The sequence below is a fragment of the Parasutterella secunda genome, from assembly GCF_024733725.1.
In the GTDB taxonomy this organism is placed as follows: Bacteria; Pseudomonadota; Gammaproteobacteria; order Burkholderiales; family Burkholderiaceae_F; genus Aphodousia; species Aphodousia faecalis.
On the sequence record NZ_JANRHP010000006.1, the window covers coordinates 19,405 to 35,027 of the forward strand.

The window sequence follows — 15,623 nt, forward strand, 5'->3', positions numbered from 1 at the left end:
TTTCACAAAGTCGTCACTTTAGGGTCATATCCGCGTTTCACAATTGCGCACAAGTTCAGACGATAAATGATCAAAAATTCTTTTTATAAGGAACTTCATTATGAAACGTACTTTGATTTCTGCTTTAGTGGCCGGCTGTGTTGGTTTGGCTTCTTTTGCCGCTGCTGCCGGAACCGTGGTTGTTAACGGTTCCACGACTGTTTTACCTGCCATGCAAAAGATCAGCGAAACGTTCATGGCTAAACATAAAGACATTCAAGTGTCCTTGTCCGGTGGCGGTTCTGGTCACGGTATCAAGGCCCTGATGGATAAGACGACGGACGTAGCTATGGCTAGCCGTGATATGAAGCCCGCAGAAGTTGAAAACGTTAAGAAGAACGGTGGTGAAGCTGTTCGCTTCACGGTTGCGGTTGATGCCATCGTTCCGATCGTTCACCCGAAGAACACGGTGAAGGACTTGAGCTTGCAGCAAATCCGTGACATCTACGCCGGTCGTATCACCAACTGGAAGCAGGTCGGTGGTCCCGATGCCCGTATTACGGTTGTGAGCCGTGACTCTTCTTCCGGTACGTTTGAAACGTGGGAAGAATTGGTGATGAAGGGTGAACGTGTTCAACAACGCGCTCTTTTGCAAGCTTCTAACGGCGCCGTGCTTCAAACCGTTGCCAAGAACCCGAATGCCATCGGTTATGTCGGTTTGGGTTACATCACAAAGGACATCAAGGGCTTGAGCATCAGCGGTAAGGTTGCTTCTGCTGAGACCGCTTTGTCTCGTGATTGGCCGCTTGCCCGTGATCTTTATCTCTTCACGAACGGTCAACCTGCAGGCGACGTTAAGACCTTGATTGATTACGCTTTGTCTCCGGAAGGTCAGGTTTCTGTGAAAGAAGTCGGCTTCGTTCCGTTGCCCTCTAAGAAATAATAGACTTTACGAACCCTTTGAGAATTCGTTATGACGTTACTGAAACGAGGCGAGGGGTTTGAAAAGTCTTTGGCAGCGATAGCCATGCTCTCAATTGTGGCTCTCGCTGCCATTTTGGTTTTTCTTCTCACCCAAGCTCTGCCAATTTTGAAAGATGTTCCGTTCTTTACTTTCTTGTTTGGGACGGAATGGTATCCGACGGGACCGAATCCTGATTTTGAAATCGGTGCACTTTTGGTGGCAAGCCTTGCTGTGGCCGCGACCACCACTTTGATTTCTTTGCCGATGGGCTTGTTAACCGCCGCTTATCTGGCCTATTTTGCCAGTCCCCGGGTTCGCAGTATTGTTAAACCGGCAATTGAATTGTTGGCCGCCTTGCCTTCCGTTATCGTCGGTTTCTTGGGTATGGTGGTTGTGGCGCCTTGGCTGCAGGAGTCTGTCGGATTGGACTCCGGTCTTAACTGGCTCAACGCTTCGGTGATGTTGAGCTTGATGTGTATTCCGTTTATCTGCTCCATCTCTGAAGATGCCTTACGAAATGTGCCGGTTGCGCTCTCGGAAGCTTCTTTGGCGTTAGGAGCCACCCGTTGGGAAACGCTCTACAAGGTGCAGTTTCGCTACGCCTTAGGCGGTATTGGTACCGCCATTATGTTGGGTATTTCCCGTGCCTTGGGCGAAACGATGGTGGTTTTGATGGTCGCCGGTGGTGCAGCCATTATTCCGGAAAGCCTTTTTGATCCGTTGCGTCCGATGACGGCCTCCATTGCTGCTGAAATGGCAGAAGCCGCTGTTGGATCGACTCACTACTACGCACTATTTGCCACGGGTCTTGTGCTTTTTGTGACTACCTTTATTTTCAACGCTTTGGCTTTCTTCTTGACGAAGAAATTCCAGATCGGCGGCAAGCATTAAGGGGATGAGAGATGTCTGTTGAACGTAATCCGAATTGGCGTTATGCCTATCAGCACATCGGCATCACTTTGATGCGTCTGACTACACTGATCAGTGCCGGTGTGATTGTCGCTATTTTGCTTTATTTGCTTGATAACGCTTTACCTGCCTTGTCCTGGGAATTTGTTTTCGAGTCCCCCCGAGACATGATGACGGCGGGCGGCGTTTGGCCCTGCATTGTTGGTACTTTCTGGCTTGCTGTGGGCGCAACGGTCATTGCTTTGCCCCTTGGGGTTTGCACGGCTGTGTATTTGACCGAGTACGGCGGATCGGGTCGTTTTGTTGAAGCCATTCGCTTGGCCGTTTCTAACCTTTCCGGTGTGCCCTCCGTCATTTTTGGTTTATTCGGCTTAACTTTTTTTGTGACGATTTGCGGATTTGGTGTGAGTTTGCTTTCCGGTGTGCTCACCTTGGCTGTCTTGGCTTTACCGATCGTGATCAATACAACGGAGGCCGCCTTAAATCAAGTGCCTCAGGCATGGCGTGAAGCATCATTGGCGCTCGGTGCCAACAAACAGCAAACGATCTTTAAGATCATTTTGCCGGCGGCTTTGCCCGGCATTTTGACCGGCAATATTTTGGCTCTGTCTCGTGTGGCTGGTGAAACGGCCGCCATTATGTACACGGCCGCGGTGTTTTACACCCCGAAAATGGGTGACTCGATTTTGGATCCGGTGATGAGTTTGCCGTACCACATTTATGTGTTGGCGACTTCAAGCGTGGATGTGGATGCAACGCGTCCGATGCAATACGGTACCGCTTGTCTGTTGGTGCTCATGGTCTTGGGCTTGAATTTGGTCGCTCTTTTCATCCGTCAGCGAGCCCAACGAAAAATTGCACGACAGTAATCCCTGATTCCGAATTACACCAGGCGGTCTTTTAGGCCGCCTTTTTTGCGCTTAACGGCGTTATAGTTAGCTCTGTGAGCCGAAATAGTCGGCAGTCTGCTCTTAAAGAGGTGTTAAATGGATCATCAACAAAAAGCGCAAGCACTCGTGGAACGATTCTTAAGTTATTTGGCCATCAGCAGCCAAAGTGACCCTAAAAATAAAGTGGTGCCGAGCTCTGAAGGCCAGTGGACGATGGCCAGGGTGTTGGAAGCCGGTTTAAAGCAGATGGGTTTAAAAGAGGTCGAGGTTGACGAGCACGGTAACGTAACTGCTTATTTACCGGGTAGCGTCAAAGACGTTCCGACAGTGGGATTTGTTGCTCATGTGGATACGGTTGATGTCGGTTTGTCTCCTGAAATTCATCCGCAAGTGATTCATTACACGGGCGGAGACGTTTGTCTGAATCAAGCAAAAGATATTTGGATTCGGTTGGCGGAACACCCGGAATTATCCAATCATGTCGGCGAAGACATCATCTTTACAGATGGGACCAGTGTTTTGGGGGCTGATAATAAGGCGGGTGTCACCAATATCATGACCGCTTTGGAAATTCTCGTCACCGAGCAAATTCCTCACGGTGATATCCGAGTAGCCTTTGTACCCGATGAAGAAACTGGTTTGCGCGGTTCAAAGCTTTTGGATTTGGATCGATTTAAAGTGGATTTTGCCTACACGGTTGATGGCGGAGAATTGGGGCAATTGGTTTATGAAACCTATAACGCCGCTGAAGTGCATATTGATATTGAAGGGGTGACCACTCACCCTGCGAGCGCTAAAGGTGTGCTACTTAATCCGATTTTGGTAGCCGTCGATTTGATGGCCAATTTCAACCGTCTGGAAACGCCTGAAAATACCGATGAACGTGAAGGCTACTATTGGTTTAAGAATATGTCTGCCAATCCAGCGCGAGCTCATTTGCAGATTAATATCCGCGACTTCGATGACAAGACATTCGAAGCTCGCAAGCAGTACGTGCGCGACGTCGTGCAATTGATAGCCAAGCGCTACCCGCGCGCCAAAATCAACGCAGACATTGAGGATATTTACAGAAACATTTCCGGCGGCTTAGGCGAAGATCGTTATCCGATTGATGTCATGTACGAAGCGCTAAAGAGTCTGAACATCGAACCAAAGACCGTTGCGATGCGTGGCGGCACGGACGGCTCGGCTTTGACCGCTCGTGGTTTGGTGACCCCGAACTATTTCACGGGTTCCTATAACCACCACGGCTACGCCGAATTCATGCCGATAGAAAGTTTTGTGGCCTCTCTGGATATGACCTTAAAAGTGATTGAATTAATCAGCAAAGGTCGTTAAAACGAAAACGCCGGCAGAGACTTTCTGCCGGCGCTATTCGATGGTCTATTCAGATTTTTTTCCTTTCTTTTTCCCGATCAACATTGAAGCAACATTGGGCTTGACATTGGCTCTGGATAAAATGAGCGGATCAACGGCGCCGATGGCTTCATTGTCTTTTTCCGCATAATCAATAATCGAAAGCACATAGCGCATCGCGTTTAAGCGTGCTCGCTTTTTGTCGTTGCTTTTGATGACAATCCAAGGGCAAGAGGCCGTGTTAGTGGAAAAGAACATGACCTCTTCGGCCTTGCTGTAATCGTCCCATTTGGATAAAGAAGCAATATCAATCGGGGAGAGTTTCCAGCGCTTGAGCGGATCAATTTTGCGCGATTTAAAACGTCTGCGCTGTTCATCCTGAGTGACAGAGAGCCAGAACTTAATCAGTATCGTGTCTGAGCGGATAAGATTTTCTTCAAATTGGGGACATTGACGCATGAATTCAATATATTCTTCATCCGTGCAAAAGCCCATTACACGATCAACACCGGCTCGGTTGTACCAGGAACGGTCAAATAAAACCATCTCGCCTCGCGTGGGCAGGTGGGCGACATAGCGTTGAAAGAACCACTGACCTTTTTCGGCTTCGGTGGGCTTGGCCAGTGCCACCACGCGAGCACCGCGGGGATTTAAGTGCTCCATGAAAGTGCGGATAGTGCCGCCTTTGCCGGCCGCGTCCCGTCCTTCGAAAATAATGACGATCTTTTTACCGGTTTCCTTCACCCATTTTTGCAGCTTCAGCAATTCCACTTGAAGGGGTAATTTTTCTTTTTCATAGCGTTTGTTGCTCATGCGATGCTTGTAGGGGAATTCTGCTTTTTCCCAATTTTCTACAAGCTCGTCTTCATTTTTCTCATTATCGCCCGCGGCATGAATACGTGTTTTCGCATCCTTGATCATGAGTTTAAGGATGCGAACCTGTTCTTCAGGAGGCTCTTCCTTCAGAGCACTCTTTAAAGCTTTACTGTAGGCTTCAATTTTTTGTTCAGTGAGCACTTCCTTTTCTGTTAAGGGGAGCTGTTCTTTCTTTTCTTCTTTTTTCTTGGCGCACATGATACGAGTCCTTTTAACCTTCTCAATGTTTAATAGCGTACCACTGTGTGTGGTTAGTGGATGATTTCTTCTTGTCACATCGGTAATATTTTTTGTCTGAACACAAAAGCGCCGGTGTTTTTGTGTTCACCGGCGCTTGAAACTAGAAGTCTTAATTATTCAATCAATGAGTCTTTCGGGAAAATCAGACTGAACGTTGAACCTTTGCCCGGCTCAGATTGAATATCAAGACGGCAATGGTTGCGAATGGCGACATGCTTAACAATCGCCAGACCCAGCCCCGTTCCGCCTTTTTCACGCGAGCGGCTCTTATCCACACGGTAAAAGCGTTCTGTTAACCGAGGAATATCTTCCGCATCAATGCCGATGCCATTGTCCTGAACGGCAAATATAGCGCTCTCTTCTTTGGGATCGTAGCGCCAACTGATTTCAATCTTGCCGCCATCGGGCGTGTAACGGACAGCGTTGGTGACAAGATTTAGGCAAGCGCTTCTGAGTTCATCAACTTGTCCCAACACAGCCTGATTGCAGGAAATATCCGTATCAATCGTGTGGCGTCCGCGCGATAAGGCAACTCCATCTTCTGCTAAACTCGCAACCAACTTGGCCATGTTAACAACCTCGGGTGGCTCGGACTCTTGTTCATCCTTACTTTCCAGTCGAGACAATGACAAGAGATCATTGACGAGACTTTGCATGCGCTCGGCTTCCTGTTGCATTAAGCACAAGTGTTCGTGAAGCGTTTTTTCATCCAGCTCTTTTCCGCGAAGAATCATGTCGAGAAAACCGGTGATGACGGTAAGCGGCGTACGTAGTTCATGGCTGACATTGGCCACGAAATCTTTTCTCATTGAATCAATTCGTCGTTGCTCGGTAATGTCACGCGTCACCATAATAAAGTGCGTCTTGTCAGCTACAACCGCAAAGAGCAACAGAATTCGACCGGGCTCATGGGATTTGATTTCAATTGGTTTCGAATAATCGCCCGATTCCAAATATTCAACAATTTTCGGGTTATCAAAAACGAGATTGAGCGCCATGCCCAAGTGCGTGGTTAACTTGATGCCTAAATGTTTTTCGGCGGCGGGGTTGCACCATTCAACCGTGTGTCCTTGGCGGAAAAGCACAACGCCTTCTGGTAAAGCGGAAAGGGAGAGGCGGTAGCGGTCAATTCTGGCGGTAAAGCGTGATTGATCGCTTTTCATCTGTTCGGCTTCAACGGAATTCATCCAACCGTCACTCATTTTGAAGATGATGTAGCAGACTAAAGCGACAAGGGCGATTGAAGTGCCCAAGAGCGTCTTTTCCCAACTGACAGTGATATAAAGCAGACTGGCAATCACAGCCACGCAAATTAAGCCCAATATACAAAACGATCTGGGTGACAGGTTTTTCGCCGACATCACGAATCCCCCTGAATAATGATTTCTATATAGCTAACTTTGCTCCGGAATATGTGCCCGGTATCCCAAACCCCTGACGGTCTGAAGGAGATTTTCCGCTCGGGTGCCCTGCAGTTGCTTGCGCAACCTCAGCATATGAACATCCACCGTTCGTTCATCAACATAGGCATTGTCCCAAACAAGCGACAGAAGCATTTCACGGCTGTAGACACGTTCGGGATTTTTAGCAAAAACCAACAGTAGTTTGAATTCTTTGGCTGAAAGCGAGAGAGGTTCTCCGTCAACTTTTGCTTCAAAACTGGCTTCGTTCATGGTTAGGGGACCGCAGACGACTTCGACGTTTTGGTTTTCTTCTCCGGTCTGTGATTGGAATTGGTAACGGCGCAAAACCGCTTGAATGCGAGCAATGAGTTCGCGGGGCATGAAGGGTTTTACGATGTAGTCGTCTGCGCCGGCATTAAGTCCCTTAACTCGATCGGTTTCACTGCCGCGGGCGGTGAGCATAATGACAGGCAGGTGTTCGGTCTTAGGGTTGGCGCGAAGTTTTTCCAGCCAATCAACACCCGAGAGTTCCGGCAACATATAGTCAAGCAAGACCAAATCGGGCGGATTATTGTCAACAATGCTTTGGGCTTTTATCGCGCTTTCTGCGCACTTGACTTCATAGCCAGCGGCGGCGCAGGCAAAAGAAATGAGGGTTCGAATGGCGGCTTCATCTTCGACAATTAAGATACAGGCTGCTTTGTTGCTGCTTTCAGTCATGGTAAGCCTTTCTTCAAAAAACAAATCCAAAGAGCTTCAACTCTGTAATGATAGGCGAATTTCACAACCAAAAAATAAACCTTCGTCTATTGCCGAAGGTTTATTGTTCTCTTATTAGCTAAGTTTGGTCAAATTTTCGGGTAATGCGTCTAAGCGCAAGTGTCGGATATCTTCACCATCCAAAATGAAAATGACGTGCTCGGCGATGTTGGTGGCATGATCGCCCAAGCGTTCATAAGCTTTAAGCAAATCAAGGCAGGCGAGTGCTTTTTCAACGTCATCGGGATGTTCCTTGAGGTAAACCGTCACCACCTTAATGCCGTCTCTGAAAGCATTGTCCACATCTCCGTCGGATCTGAGCGTATTGACAGCGGCCGTTTCCGAAAGATTTTTCAATGCGAGCATTGCCAAGTTAACAGTCTTGATGGTTGACTCGACAATGTTGGTTTTGGCAAGAGCCTCAATCAGTTCTTCCGGAATATCATCGCGGCTTGCACGGGCAATGTTACGAGCCTGATCGCCCATGCGTTCAAAGTCGGTGGCCATTTTGGCAATACCGAAGACAAAGCGCAGATCCGTGGCCGCGGGCTGATGTTTGGCAATCAAAAGCGTCGCGCACCGGTCAGTGGAGACTTCTAAGGCGTTGATGGCGGCGTCGCGGTCCTTGACCGATTGGGCCAAATCAATGTCGCCCGTGCGAAAGGCTTTGGTGGCGTTGTTGATTTGCTCGGTTACCAGATCGCCCATGCTGTAGAGCAGGTGTTTAAGTTCATCTAAATCTTCATCAAATTGGTGCACAAGGTGCGTTTGTGCGGACATAATCATTTTTTGCTCCTTACTGTTTAACCGAAGCGACCTGTGATGTAATCTTCCGTTGCCTTCTTTGTCGGGTGCGTGAACATCATTTCGGTGGTTCCGAATTCGATGAGTTCGCCGAGATACATATAAGCGGTAAAGTCGGAAATACGGGCGGCTTGCTGCATGCTGTGGGTGACGATGACAACCGTGTATTCTTTTTTCAGTTCATTGATCAAATCTTCGATCTTGGCTGTGGAGATCGGATCCAAGGCAGAGCACGGTTCATCGAGCAGCAACACTTCGGGTTTGACCGCAATGGCGCGGGCAATGCAAAGGCGCTGTTGTTGGCCGCCCGAGAGGGCGAAACCGGAATCTTGAAGTTTATCTTTAACATCGGTCCAGAGGGCGGCCTTTTTCAAAGCCCATTCAATACGGTCATCCAATTCGGATTTGGGTAACTTTTCAAATAAACGGACGCCGTAAGCGATGTTGTCATAGATAGACATCGGAAAAGGCGTGGGGCGTTGGAAAACCATACCGACTTTGGAGCGCAAACGGTCAACGCCTTCCGTTTTGGTGACAATGTTTTCACCGTCGAGCCAAATTTCACCTTCGGCCCGTTGCTCGTTATAGAGCTCATACATGCGGTTGAATGTGCGCAAGAGAGTTGATTTGCCGCAGCCCGAAGGGCCGATAAAAGCCGTGACTTTATTTTCAGCGATTGAAAGATTAATATCTTTTAGCGCGTGAAATGCGCCGTAGTAGAAATTGAAATGTTTGACCTCGATTTTTGAGGCCATGGTCGTATCGGACATCCCGAAGACTCCTTAATGAGATAACTTTCTGTTATTGGGGCGAAGTCTAAAAGTTAGGTATGACCCAAAGATGACATTTATGTGACAATCTTGTGAACGAATGCGCGGCCGCTCTTGAGGAGCCGGTTTTGCTGTGACCGAGAAAGGAGAAAGAAATGATTCGTTTAGCCTGCGACTATCAGGAAGGGTGCCATCCGAAAATTCTTGAACGTATGGTTCAAACCAATTTGGAAAGCACACCGGGTTATGGCACTGACGTTTATTGTGAAAGTGCCAAGGCAAAGATTAAAGAAGCTTGTCAGGCACCGGACGCTGAGGTTTTCCTTCTGATCGGTGGTACGCAAACCAACTCTACGGTCATCCGTTCGATTTTGCGTCCCTGTGAGGGCGTCATTGCCGTTGAAAGCGGTCATATCAACGGACACGAAGGCGGCGCTATTGAAATGGGCGGCCACAAGGTGCTCACGATTGAACCGCACGATGGGAAAATGGTTGCTTCACAATTGGATCGCTACATTGAAGATACGCTTTCGGCTCCTTCATGGGATCATGGTGTTATTCCGGCCATGGTCTATATTTCTCAGGCCACAGAAACGGGTTCTGTCTATTCGTTAGCTGAATTGGAAGCCATCAGCGCGGTCTGCCGCAAGCACGCCATGCCCTTATTTATTGACGGAGCACGCATGGGTTATGCGCTTGCCAGCGACGGAGCTGATATGACCTTGGCTGATATCGCACGTTTATCCGACGTCTTTTATATCGGCGGCACTAAAGTGGGCGCTCTGTTGGGTGAAGCGGTTGTTTTCACCAATACAAAGCTGTCAAAGAACTTTTTCACCATCATGAAGCAAGGTGGGGCAGTGTTGGCAAAAGGACGCCTGTTGGGTCTGCAGTTTGATACGCTTTTTACCGATAATCTCTATTTTGAAATCAGTCGTCACGCCGTTGAGATGGCGATGAAGTTAAAGAAGGCTCTTCAGGATAAGGGCTATCGTTTTTATTCGGAAAGTCCGTCCAATCAGCAGTTTGTCATTTTGGATAATGGAAAATTAGCCGAGTTGGAAAAGGAAGTTCAGCTGTCTCATTGGTGCAAAGTTGACGACACTCATACAGCGGTCCGATTCTGCACGAGCTGGGCAACTCCGGAAGAAAATATTGATCGCGTGATCGCAATGCTTTAATTGAAATTGAGCAAAAAAAGTCCCCAATTCTTTGTAGAGGAAGTGGGGACTTTTATTCGGACTTTCTAGTCTGTCACTTCAACAATGGCGGTGATTTCCGTGGCAGCGCCTTCGGGCAATTCATAGGCCCCAAGCGCGATTCGAGTGCCAACACCAGCCTCTCCATAAAGATCGCGGAAAAGCTCGGAGGCGCCGTTGATGACTTGGGGGTGATCCTCAAAGTCTTTGGCGCATCGAACAAAACCGGTCAAATGGACAAATTGTTTGACGCGGTCAAGGTCTCCGAGTTCGCGCTTAAGAACAGAAAGGACATTGAGAGCGCTTAACTTAGCGGCTTTTTTGCCTTCCTCAAGACTTAATGTTTCGCCGACAACGCCCTTGATTTGAAGAACGCTGTTGATATCAGGTGTTTGTCCCGAGACGTAGACAAGATTACCGACTCGTCTGGTGTAAACATACAGACCGGCCGGATCAGCAACGGGAGGCAATTCAAGTCCCATTGCCTTGAGTTTTTCTTCAATGCGCATAGGTTGTCCTATTTCAAATTGTCTTTAAACCAAGTGACAACTTTATCAATAATCGGTTTTTGAAACCAAACGGTATCACCGTGAGCAGCCCCTTCTACTTTAACGTAGGTGACTCGATTGCCGTTTTGCTTTAGGGCTTCATAAAGTTGTTCACTTTGAACCGGCGAGACAAGTTTATCTTCCGTTCCGTGCATGATCAAAAAAGGCGGTAAGTTCTTTTTAATGTGCCCCAAAGAACTCGCTGCCAGTGCCTTATCGCTATCAGACAAGATGCTCGCACCGGGGTATTCGTTGAAGGCCACACCATTGACTAATAGGGCTTCCGTTACAGCCGGGGATTGGTGAACTTTTTGAATGGCTTCGTCAAACCCAGCGCCGATGTTGCGAAGATCGGATATGCCGTAAAGTGTCGCGGCGGCTTGAACAGTTGAATCGACGTGAAGATTGTCGCCCTTGTCAAATTGCTTTTCGTTGCCAGTGACGGCGACCATCTGAGACAGGTACCCTCCGGCTGAGTCACCCAATACGCCGATTTTGGATGCATCAATGCCATAAGCATTCGCATGAGCCTTTAAAAACCGCACAGCGGATTTCCCGTCTTCTAAGATAGCCGGGAATTTGTTTGGGACAACCCGATATTCCGCCGCGGCCACCACAAAACCGGCTTTGGCTAAAGCGAAACGCATCTCAATAAATTTTTCGTAGTCTGTTGTGGTGAATCCGCCCCCGGGAAAATAAATAATGGCCGGTTTTTTCTCGCTCGTTCTTGGCACAAGAAGTGTCATACGCATCGCTCGGTTTGATCGGCGGGATTGGATTTGAGAGTAAATAACACCACCGATTTCATCGATTTGATGTTCGGTGACTTCTACTTTCATGCTTTCGGTTTGGGCGACGGGGGCTTGAGCGCAAGCACCACTAGCCATCAAACCGCTTATAGCCGCCAAGGCTACGGTTTTCAATTTGATCACAATTTCTCCAAAAAATATTCGGCTGAGGTCAGTCAGCCGAATAGCGGTTTTAGGGGATGTTTCTTAAGAGTTCTCGGGCGAGGCGCTCGGCGTCAAACATTGTATCCACCATGTTTTTCCCAAGCGCTTGCGCGATACCGGTTCTTTCCAATTGATGGAGGGTGTGACCGGTTGCGCCGCAAATGATGAGCTCAAAGTTGCGGCGTTTCAGCGCTCTCATGTAGGTCGAGATAATGTCCATTGCCGAATTATCAATGTTCATGAGCGCCGTGCAATTCAAAATCACCACTTTATTGGCGTTTCTCGCCGTGATTCGCTTCGGATCGGTCATATAGGAAAGTTTGGAGACAGAACCGAAAAAGAGCGAACCTTGCAGACGCCATGCTTCAATGCCTTCCGGGGTATCCGCGGCAAGGGTCATTTGGGTCACGCTTGTGAGAGTATTCATGCGATAGATAAAGAATAGGCACGAGATCACGAGGCCCACTTCCACGGCAACGGTCAAGTCAAAAATAACCGTCAGAAGGAAAGTGGCAATAAGTGTTACCTTGTAAGACATCGTCATGCGGCGCAGGCGTTTGAATTCCGCCCAGTTGCCCATATTGCTCGCGACATTAAGCAAGATGGCAGAAAGCGCGGCAAGCGGAATATTGGATGCCAGGGGGGCGGCAGCCAAAATAACAACTAAAAGAGTAATCGCATGAACAACACCGGAAATCGGGGAGACGGCGCCGCTTTTAATGTTGGTGACCGTACGGGCGATGGTACCGGTGGCCGGAATACCGCCGAAAAAGGGTACTACCAAATTGGCAATGCCTTGCCCCATCAGTTCCTGATTGGGGTTGTGTCTGTCATCGGTGAGCGTGTCGGCAACGCGGGCGCATAAAAGCGATTCAATGGCACCAAGCAGTGCGATCGTGACCATGGGACCGACCAAATGGCGAATGTTTTCCCAGTCAAAATCGGGAACTTGAATGGAGGGCAGCGTTTGGGGAATGCCGCCGAATTTACTGCCGATTGTTTCCACAGGTAATCCCAAGGAGCTCACGGCAATCGTTGAGACGATCAAAACGATCACGGTGCCGGGGATCTTAGCGACCCAACGCTTCCATTGAGCCGTGCGGCTTGATGTATCTTTGGGCCAGAAGCGAACGATGGCAAAGGAAACGAGAGCGATGCCCAAGGCGTAAAAATTGACGGTTCCGATATGAGCGGCAATGGCCCCCATCTGACCGAAAAAGTCAGCGGGCATCTTGTCAATGCTTAGGCCTAAAAAGTCTTTCACCTGTGATAAGGCAATAAGCACGGCGATACCGTTTGTGAAACCGATCACAATGGAGATAGGAATAAAACGGATAAAGCTGCCGATTTTCAGCAACCCCATGAGAAAGAGCAGTATGCCGCTGCCGATGGTGGCAATCATGAGATTGGCCAAACCGTAGTTGGCGATGATGCCGTAGATAATCACAATGAAGGCGCCGGCCGGTCCGCCGATTTGAACCCGACAACCACCCAGGATGGCAATCAAAAAGCCGGCAATGATGGATGTGTAAATGCCTGCTTCAGGCGTCACGCCGGAAGCAATGGCAAAAGCCATGGCCAAAGGCAGAGCAACCATGCCGACAGTCAGACCGGAGCTGATGTCTCGAGACAAACTTCTGGCATTGTAGTGTCCGATCAAATCGAAACTGACCGGATGGAAAGGTTCCAAGGGAATATGATCCCTAAAATTTTTAAAGGCTTGAGCGAAGCTCATTTTTTTACGAGAAAGAGAGAAGTTAATATTGTTGTTATCGGTTATTGTAAAAACAGTTGGCTTGTGGGCCAACTGTTTTTTAGTCTTCTTGAGAACTTTCGATTAACGAAGTCTCATGCCGGGTTTGGCTCCCGTTTGCGGTTCAAGGATAAAGAGTCCGTCTTTATCATCGGCGCCGCTTGCCGACAAAAGCATACCTTCGCTGACTCCAAAGCGCATCTTGCGCGGAGCAAGATTAGCAATGACCACCGTGAGTTTGCCTTCCAAGTCCTCGGGCTTGTACCAAGCTTGGATGCCGGAGAAGATATTGCGGGTCTTGCCTTCTCCGATATCGACCGTTAAGCGCAAAAGTTTCGTGGAGCCTTCCACCTTTTCACACTTGACGATCTTGGCTACACGCATATCCAATTTGGCAAAATCATTAATCGTGACTTCAGGAGCAATTTCTTCACCGCAAGGCGCCACCGGTTTGGTAACTTCAGCAACCGGAGGAATCAGGGCATCCAATTGCTTGATGTCGCAGCGCTGCATCAAATGTTTGAAGGGCTTGATCTGCACATCAGAGGTCAAGGGACGCAGAGCACTTTCCCAAGTAAGTTCGCCGCAATTGAGGAATTCTTCAACTTTGGCGGCCGTGGCGGGCAATACGGGCTTGAGCATAAGCGTTAAGAGTCGGAATGCTTCAAGGGCCACGGAGCAGACTTCGTGCAATTTGTCAGCTTGTTCTTCAGACTTTGCTAATTCCCAGGGCTTTTCGCGGTCGATGTACTCATTGATCGTGTCCGTCATGGACATAATGCCACGAAGCGCGCGTGAGTATTCGCGTTGGTTGTAGAGCATGGCGATGCCTTCAACCGCATTGCGCATGACCTTAATAATCGTGTGGTCGGCCATGCGATCGTCAACACGAGCGTTAAAACGCTTGACGATAAAGCCGGCAGCGCGGCTGGCAATGTTGATGTACTTGCCGATCAAGTCAGAGTTCACGCGAGCCATGAAATCGCTCTTGCTGAAATCAACGTCGTCATTGGTCGGACCCATCTTGGCGGCAAGGTAGTAGCGCAGCCATTCGGCGTTCATGCCGAGTTCAAGGTACTTCATGGGGCTAATGCCGGTACCGCGGCTCTTACTCATCTTGCGGCCGTCAACGGTCATGAAGCCGTGAACGAAAACATTATCGGGAACACGATACGGTTGACCGGCAAAGTGCAGCATGGCAGGCCAGAAAAGTGTGTGGAAGTACACAATGTCTTTGCCGATGAAGTGAATTTGTTCCGTTTTCTCATCATCCAAGAACTTCCAGAAGTCAAAACCGATCTTCTTCGCATAGTTCATGAGACTGGCGTAGTAACCCACCGGAGCGTCAAGCCAGACGTAGAAATATTTACCGGGAGCATCGGGAATAGGAATACCGAAGTAGGGTTCATCACGGGAAATGTCCCAGTCGCCCAATTTGCCCTCTCCGAGCCATTCTTCATCTTTGGCACGGATTTCCGCTTGTACGCGGTCTGCACCGCTCTTGCCTTTGCCGTTGACCCAATCGCGCAAGAACGTTACGCAGGCGGGATCGGAAAGCTTAAAGAAGTAGTGCGTGGATTTGCGCAATTCAGGTTTGGCACCGGACAAGGCTGAGAAGGGGTTGATCAGTTCAGTGGGCGAATAGACGGCGCCGCACTTTTCGCAGTTGTCACCGTATTGGTCATCAGCGCCGCAACGCGGGCAGGTGCCCTTGATGAAGCGGTCAGCCAGGAACATGCCTTTGACCGGATCATAGAATTGTTCAATGTCCTTTGTATAAATTAACCCGGCAGCTTTGAGGCGCTTATAGATGTCTTGCGAAAGCATGACATTTTCTTCGCTGTCGGTCGAGTACCAATGGTCAAACTTAATATGGAAACCATCCAGGTAGGCTTTGCGGCCGGCTGCAATTCGGGCAACAAACTCTTGAGGAGTGATCCCTTCTTTTTGGGCGGCAATCATCATCGGGGCGCCGTGCGTATCATCGGCACCGACAAAATGAACGGTATGTCCATACATTCGCTGAGTGCGCACCCAAATGTCGGCCTGAATGTATTCCATGATATGGCCGATATGGAAATGCCCATTGGCATAGGGAAGAGCAGTCGTAACGAATATTTGGCGTTTTTGCATGATGAAATGTCCCGAAAAATAGGCGGGAAGAGAAACAAAGAGGTCAATATTTTAGCAAAGCCACGTGAAATTCTCTTATTGCTCTTG

The 15,623-nt window shown here is 48.8% G+C and carries 14 protein-coding genes; 5 read left to right on the forward strand and 9 right to left on the reverse strand.

The window, feature by feature from the left end:
- Positions 1 to 100: 100 nt before the first annotated feature.
- From NW199_RS06750 to pepT, 4 genes are all read left to right on the forward strand, one after another.
- Positions 101 to 922: a phosphate ABC transporter substrate-binding protein gene (locus NW199_RS06750; RefSeq protein ID WP_258334052.1), complete on the forward strand. Its 822-nt coding sequence runs from the start codon at positions 101 to 103 to the stop codon at positions 920 to 922.
- Positions 923 to 952: 30 nt separating this feature from the next.
- A complete protein-coding gene (pstC, locus tag NW199_RS06755) occupies positions 953 to 1,834 on the forward strand; it encodes a phosphate ABC transporter permease subunit PstC (protein ID WP_258334053.1) in 882 nt (293 codons plus the stop codon).
- Positions 1,835 to 1,845: 11 nt separating this feature from the next.
- A complete protein-coding gene (gene pstA, locus NW199_RS06760) occupies positions 1,846 to 2,721 on the forward strand; it encodes a phosphate ABC transporter permease PstA (protein WP_258334054.1) in 876 nt (291 codons plus the stop codon).
- Positions 2,722 to 2,838: 117 nt separating this feature from the next.
- Complete coding sequence (pepT, locus tag NW199_RS06765) at positions 2,839 to 4,080, forward strand: peptidase T (protein WP_258334055.1); 1,242 nt, start codon at positions 2,839 to 2,841, stop codon at positions 4,078 to 4,080.
- A gap of 45 nt (positions 4,081 to 4,125) precedes the next feature.
- Here pepT and ppk2 read toward each other — a convergent pair whose 3' ends face one another.
- The 5 genes from ppk2 to pstB form a co-directional block, all read right to left on the reverse strand.
- Positions 4,126 to 5,172, reverse strand: coding sequence for a polyphosphate kinase 2 (gene ppk2, locus NW199_RS06770; RefSeq protein WP_258334056.1), 1,047 nt, complete (start codon positions 5,170 to 5,172; stop codon positions 4,126 to 4,128).
- A gap of 155 nt (positions 5,173 to 5,327) precedes the next feature.
- Positions 5,328 to 6,575, reverse strand: coding sequence for a phosphate regulon sensor histidine kinase PhoR (gene phoR / locus NW199_RS06775; RefSeq protein ID WP_249092135.1), 1,248 nt, complete (start codon positions 6,573 to 6,575; stop codon positions 5,328 to 5,330).
- Positions 6,576 to 6,608: 33 nt separating this feature from the next.
- Positions 6,609 to 7,337: a response regulator gene (locus NW199_RS06780; RefSeq protein WP_258334057.1), complete on the reverse strand. Its 729-nt coding sequence runs from the start codon at positions 7,335 to 7,337 to the stop codon at positions 6,609 to 6,611.
- Positions 7,338 to 7,451: 114 nt separating this feature from the next.
- Positions 7,452 to 8,162: a phosphate signaling complex protein PhoU gene (gene phoU / locus NW199_RS06785; protein ID WP_258334058.1), complete on the reverse strand. Its 711-nt coding sequence runs from the start codon at positions 8,160 to 8,162 to the stop codon at positions 7,452 to 7,454.
- Positions 8,163 to 8,179: 17 nt separating this feature from the next.
- Positions 8,180 to 8,950 (reverse strand): phosphate ABC transporter ATP-binding protein PstB, encoded by a 771-nt coding sequence (gene pstB / locus NW199_RS06790; protein WP_022473234.1) that lies wholly within the window; start codon positions 8,948 to 8,950, stop codon positions 8,180 to 8,182.
- A gap of 155 nt (positions 8,951 to 9,105) precedes the next feature.
- On the opposite strand from pstB, the gene NW199_RS06795 reads away from it, so the two are divergent.
- Entirely contained in the window at positions 9,106 to 10,131 is a 1,026-nt protein-coding gene (locus NW199_RS06795) for a threonine aldolase family protein (RefSeq protein ID WP_258334059.1), read from the forward strand.
- A 65-nt stretch (positions 10,132 to 10,196) separates the two neighbouring features.
- Here the strand turns inward: NW199_RS06795 and NW199_RS06800 are convergent, their stop codons facing one another.
- From NW199_RS06800 to metG, 4 genes are all read right to left on the reverse strand, one after another.
- Positions 10,197 to 10,658, reverse strand: a complete 462-nt coding sequence (locus NW199_RS06800; protein ID WP_022473236.1) for a RidA family protein — start codon at positions 10,656 to 10,658, stop codon at positions 10,197 to 10,199.
- Positions 10,659 to 10,666: 8 nt separating this feature from the next.
- On the reverse strand, positions 10,667 to 11,629 hold the full coding sequence (locus tag NW199_RS06805) for an alpha/beta hydrolase (protein WP_258334060.1): 963 nt from the start codon (positions 11,627 to 11,629) through the stop codon (positions 10,667 to 10,669).
- Positions 11,630 to 11,678: 49 nt separating this feature from the next.
- Positions 11,679 to 13,385: a SulP family inorganic anion transporter gene (locus NW199_RS06810; RefSeq protein ID WP_258334061.1), complete on the reverse strand. Its 1,707-nt coding sequence runs from the start codon at positions 13,383 to 13,385 to the stop codon at positions 11,679 to 11,681.
- A gap of 102 nt (positions 13,386 to 13,487) precedes the next feature.
- Positions 13,488 to 15,536, reverse strand: a complete 2,049-nt coding sequence (gene metG / locus NW199_RS06815) for a methionine--tRNA ligase (RefSeq protein ID WP_258334062.1) — start codon at positions 15,534 to 15,536, stop codon at positions 13,488 to 13,490.
- Positions 15,537 to 15,623: the final 87 nt, after the last annotated feature.

What these genes read in the sequence shown, in the direction of transcription:
- pstB (WP_022473234.1), bottom strand. Translation starts at nt 8,950, where the DNA reads ATGTCCGATACGACCATGGCCTCAAAAATCGAGGTCAAACATTTCAAT.
- ppk2 (WP_258334056.1), bottom strand. Translation starts at nt 5,172, where the DNA reads ATGTGCGCCAAGAAAAAAGAAGAAAAGAAAGAACAGCTCCCCTTAACA.
- NW199_RS06810 (WP_258334061.1), bottom strand. Translation starts at nt 13,385, where the DNA reads ATGAGCTTCGCTCAAGCCTTTAAAAATTTTAGGGATCATATTCCCTTG.
- pstA (WP_258334054.1), top strand. Translation starts at nt 1,846, where the DNA reads ATGTCTGTTGAACGTAATCCGAATTGGCGTTATGCCTATCAGCACATC.
- phoU (WP_258334058.1), bottom strand. Translation starts at nt 8,162, where the DNA reads ATGATTATGTCCGCACAAACGCACCTTGTGCACCAATTTGATGAAGAT.
- NW199_RS06780 (WP_258334057.1), bottom strand. Translation starts at nt 7,337, where the DNA reads ATGACTGAAAGCAGCAACAAAGCAGCCTGTATCTTAATTGTCGAAGAT.
- pepT (WP_258334055.1), top strand. Translation starts at nt 2,839, where the DNA reads ATGGATCATCAACAAAAAGCGCAAGCACTCGTGGAACGATTCTTAAGT.
- NW199_RS06750 (WP_258334052.1), top strand. Translation starts at nt 101, where the DNA reads ATGAAACGTACTTTGATTTCTGCTTTAGTGGCCGGCTGTGTTGGTTTG.
- metG (WP_258334062.1), bottom strand. Translation starts at nt 15,536, where the DNA reads ATGCAAAAACGCCAAATATTCGTTACGACTGCTCTTCCCTATGCCAAT.
- NW199_RS06800 (WP_022473236.1), bottom strand. Translation starts at nt 10,658, where the DNA reads ATGCGCATTGAAGAAAAACTCAAGGCAATGGGACTTGAATTGCCTCCC.
- phoR (WP_249092135.1), bottom strand. Translation starts at nt 6,575, where the DNA reads ATGTCGGCGAAAAACCTGTCACCCAGATCGTTTTGTATATTGGGCTTA.
- pstC (WP_258334053.1), top strand. Translation starts at nt 953, where the DNA reads ATGACGTTACTGAAACGAGGCGAGGGGTTTGAAAAGTCTTTGGCAGCG.
- NW199_RS06795 (WP_258334059.1), top strand. Translation starts at nt 9,106, where the DNA reads ATGATTCGTTTAGCCTGCGACTATCAGGAAGGGTGCCATCCGAAAATT.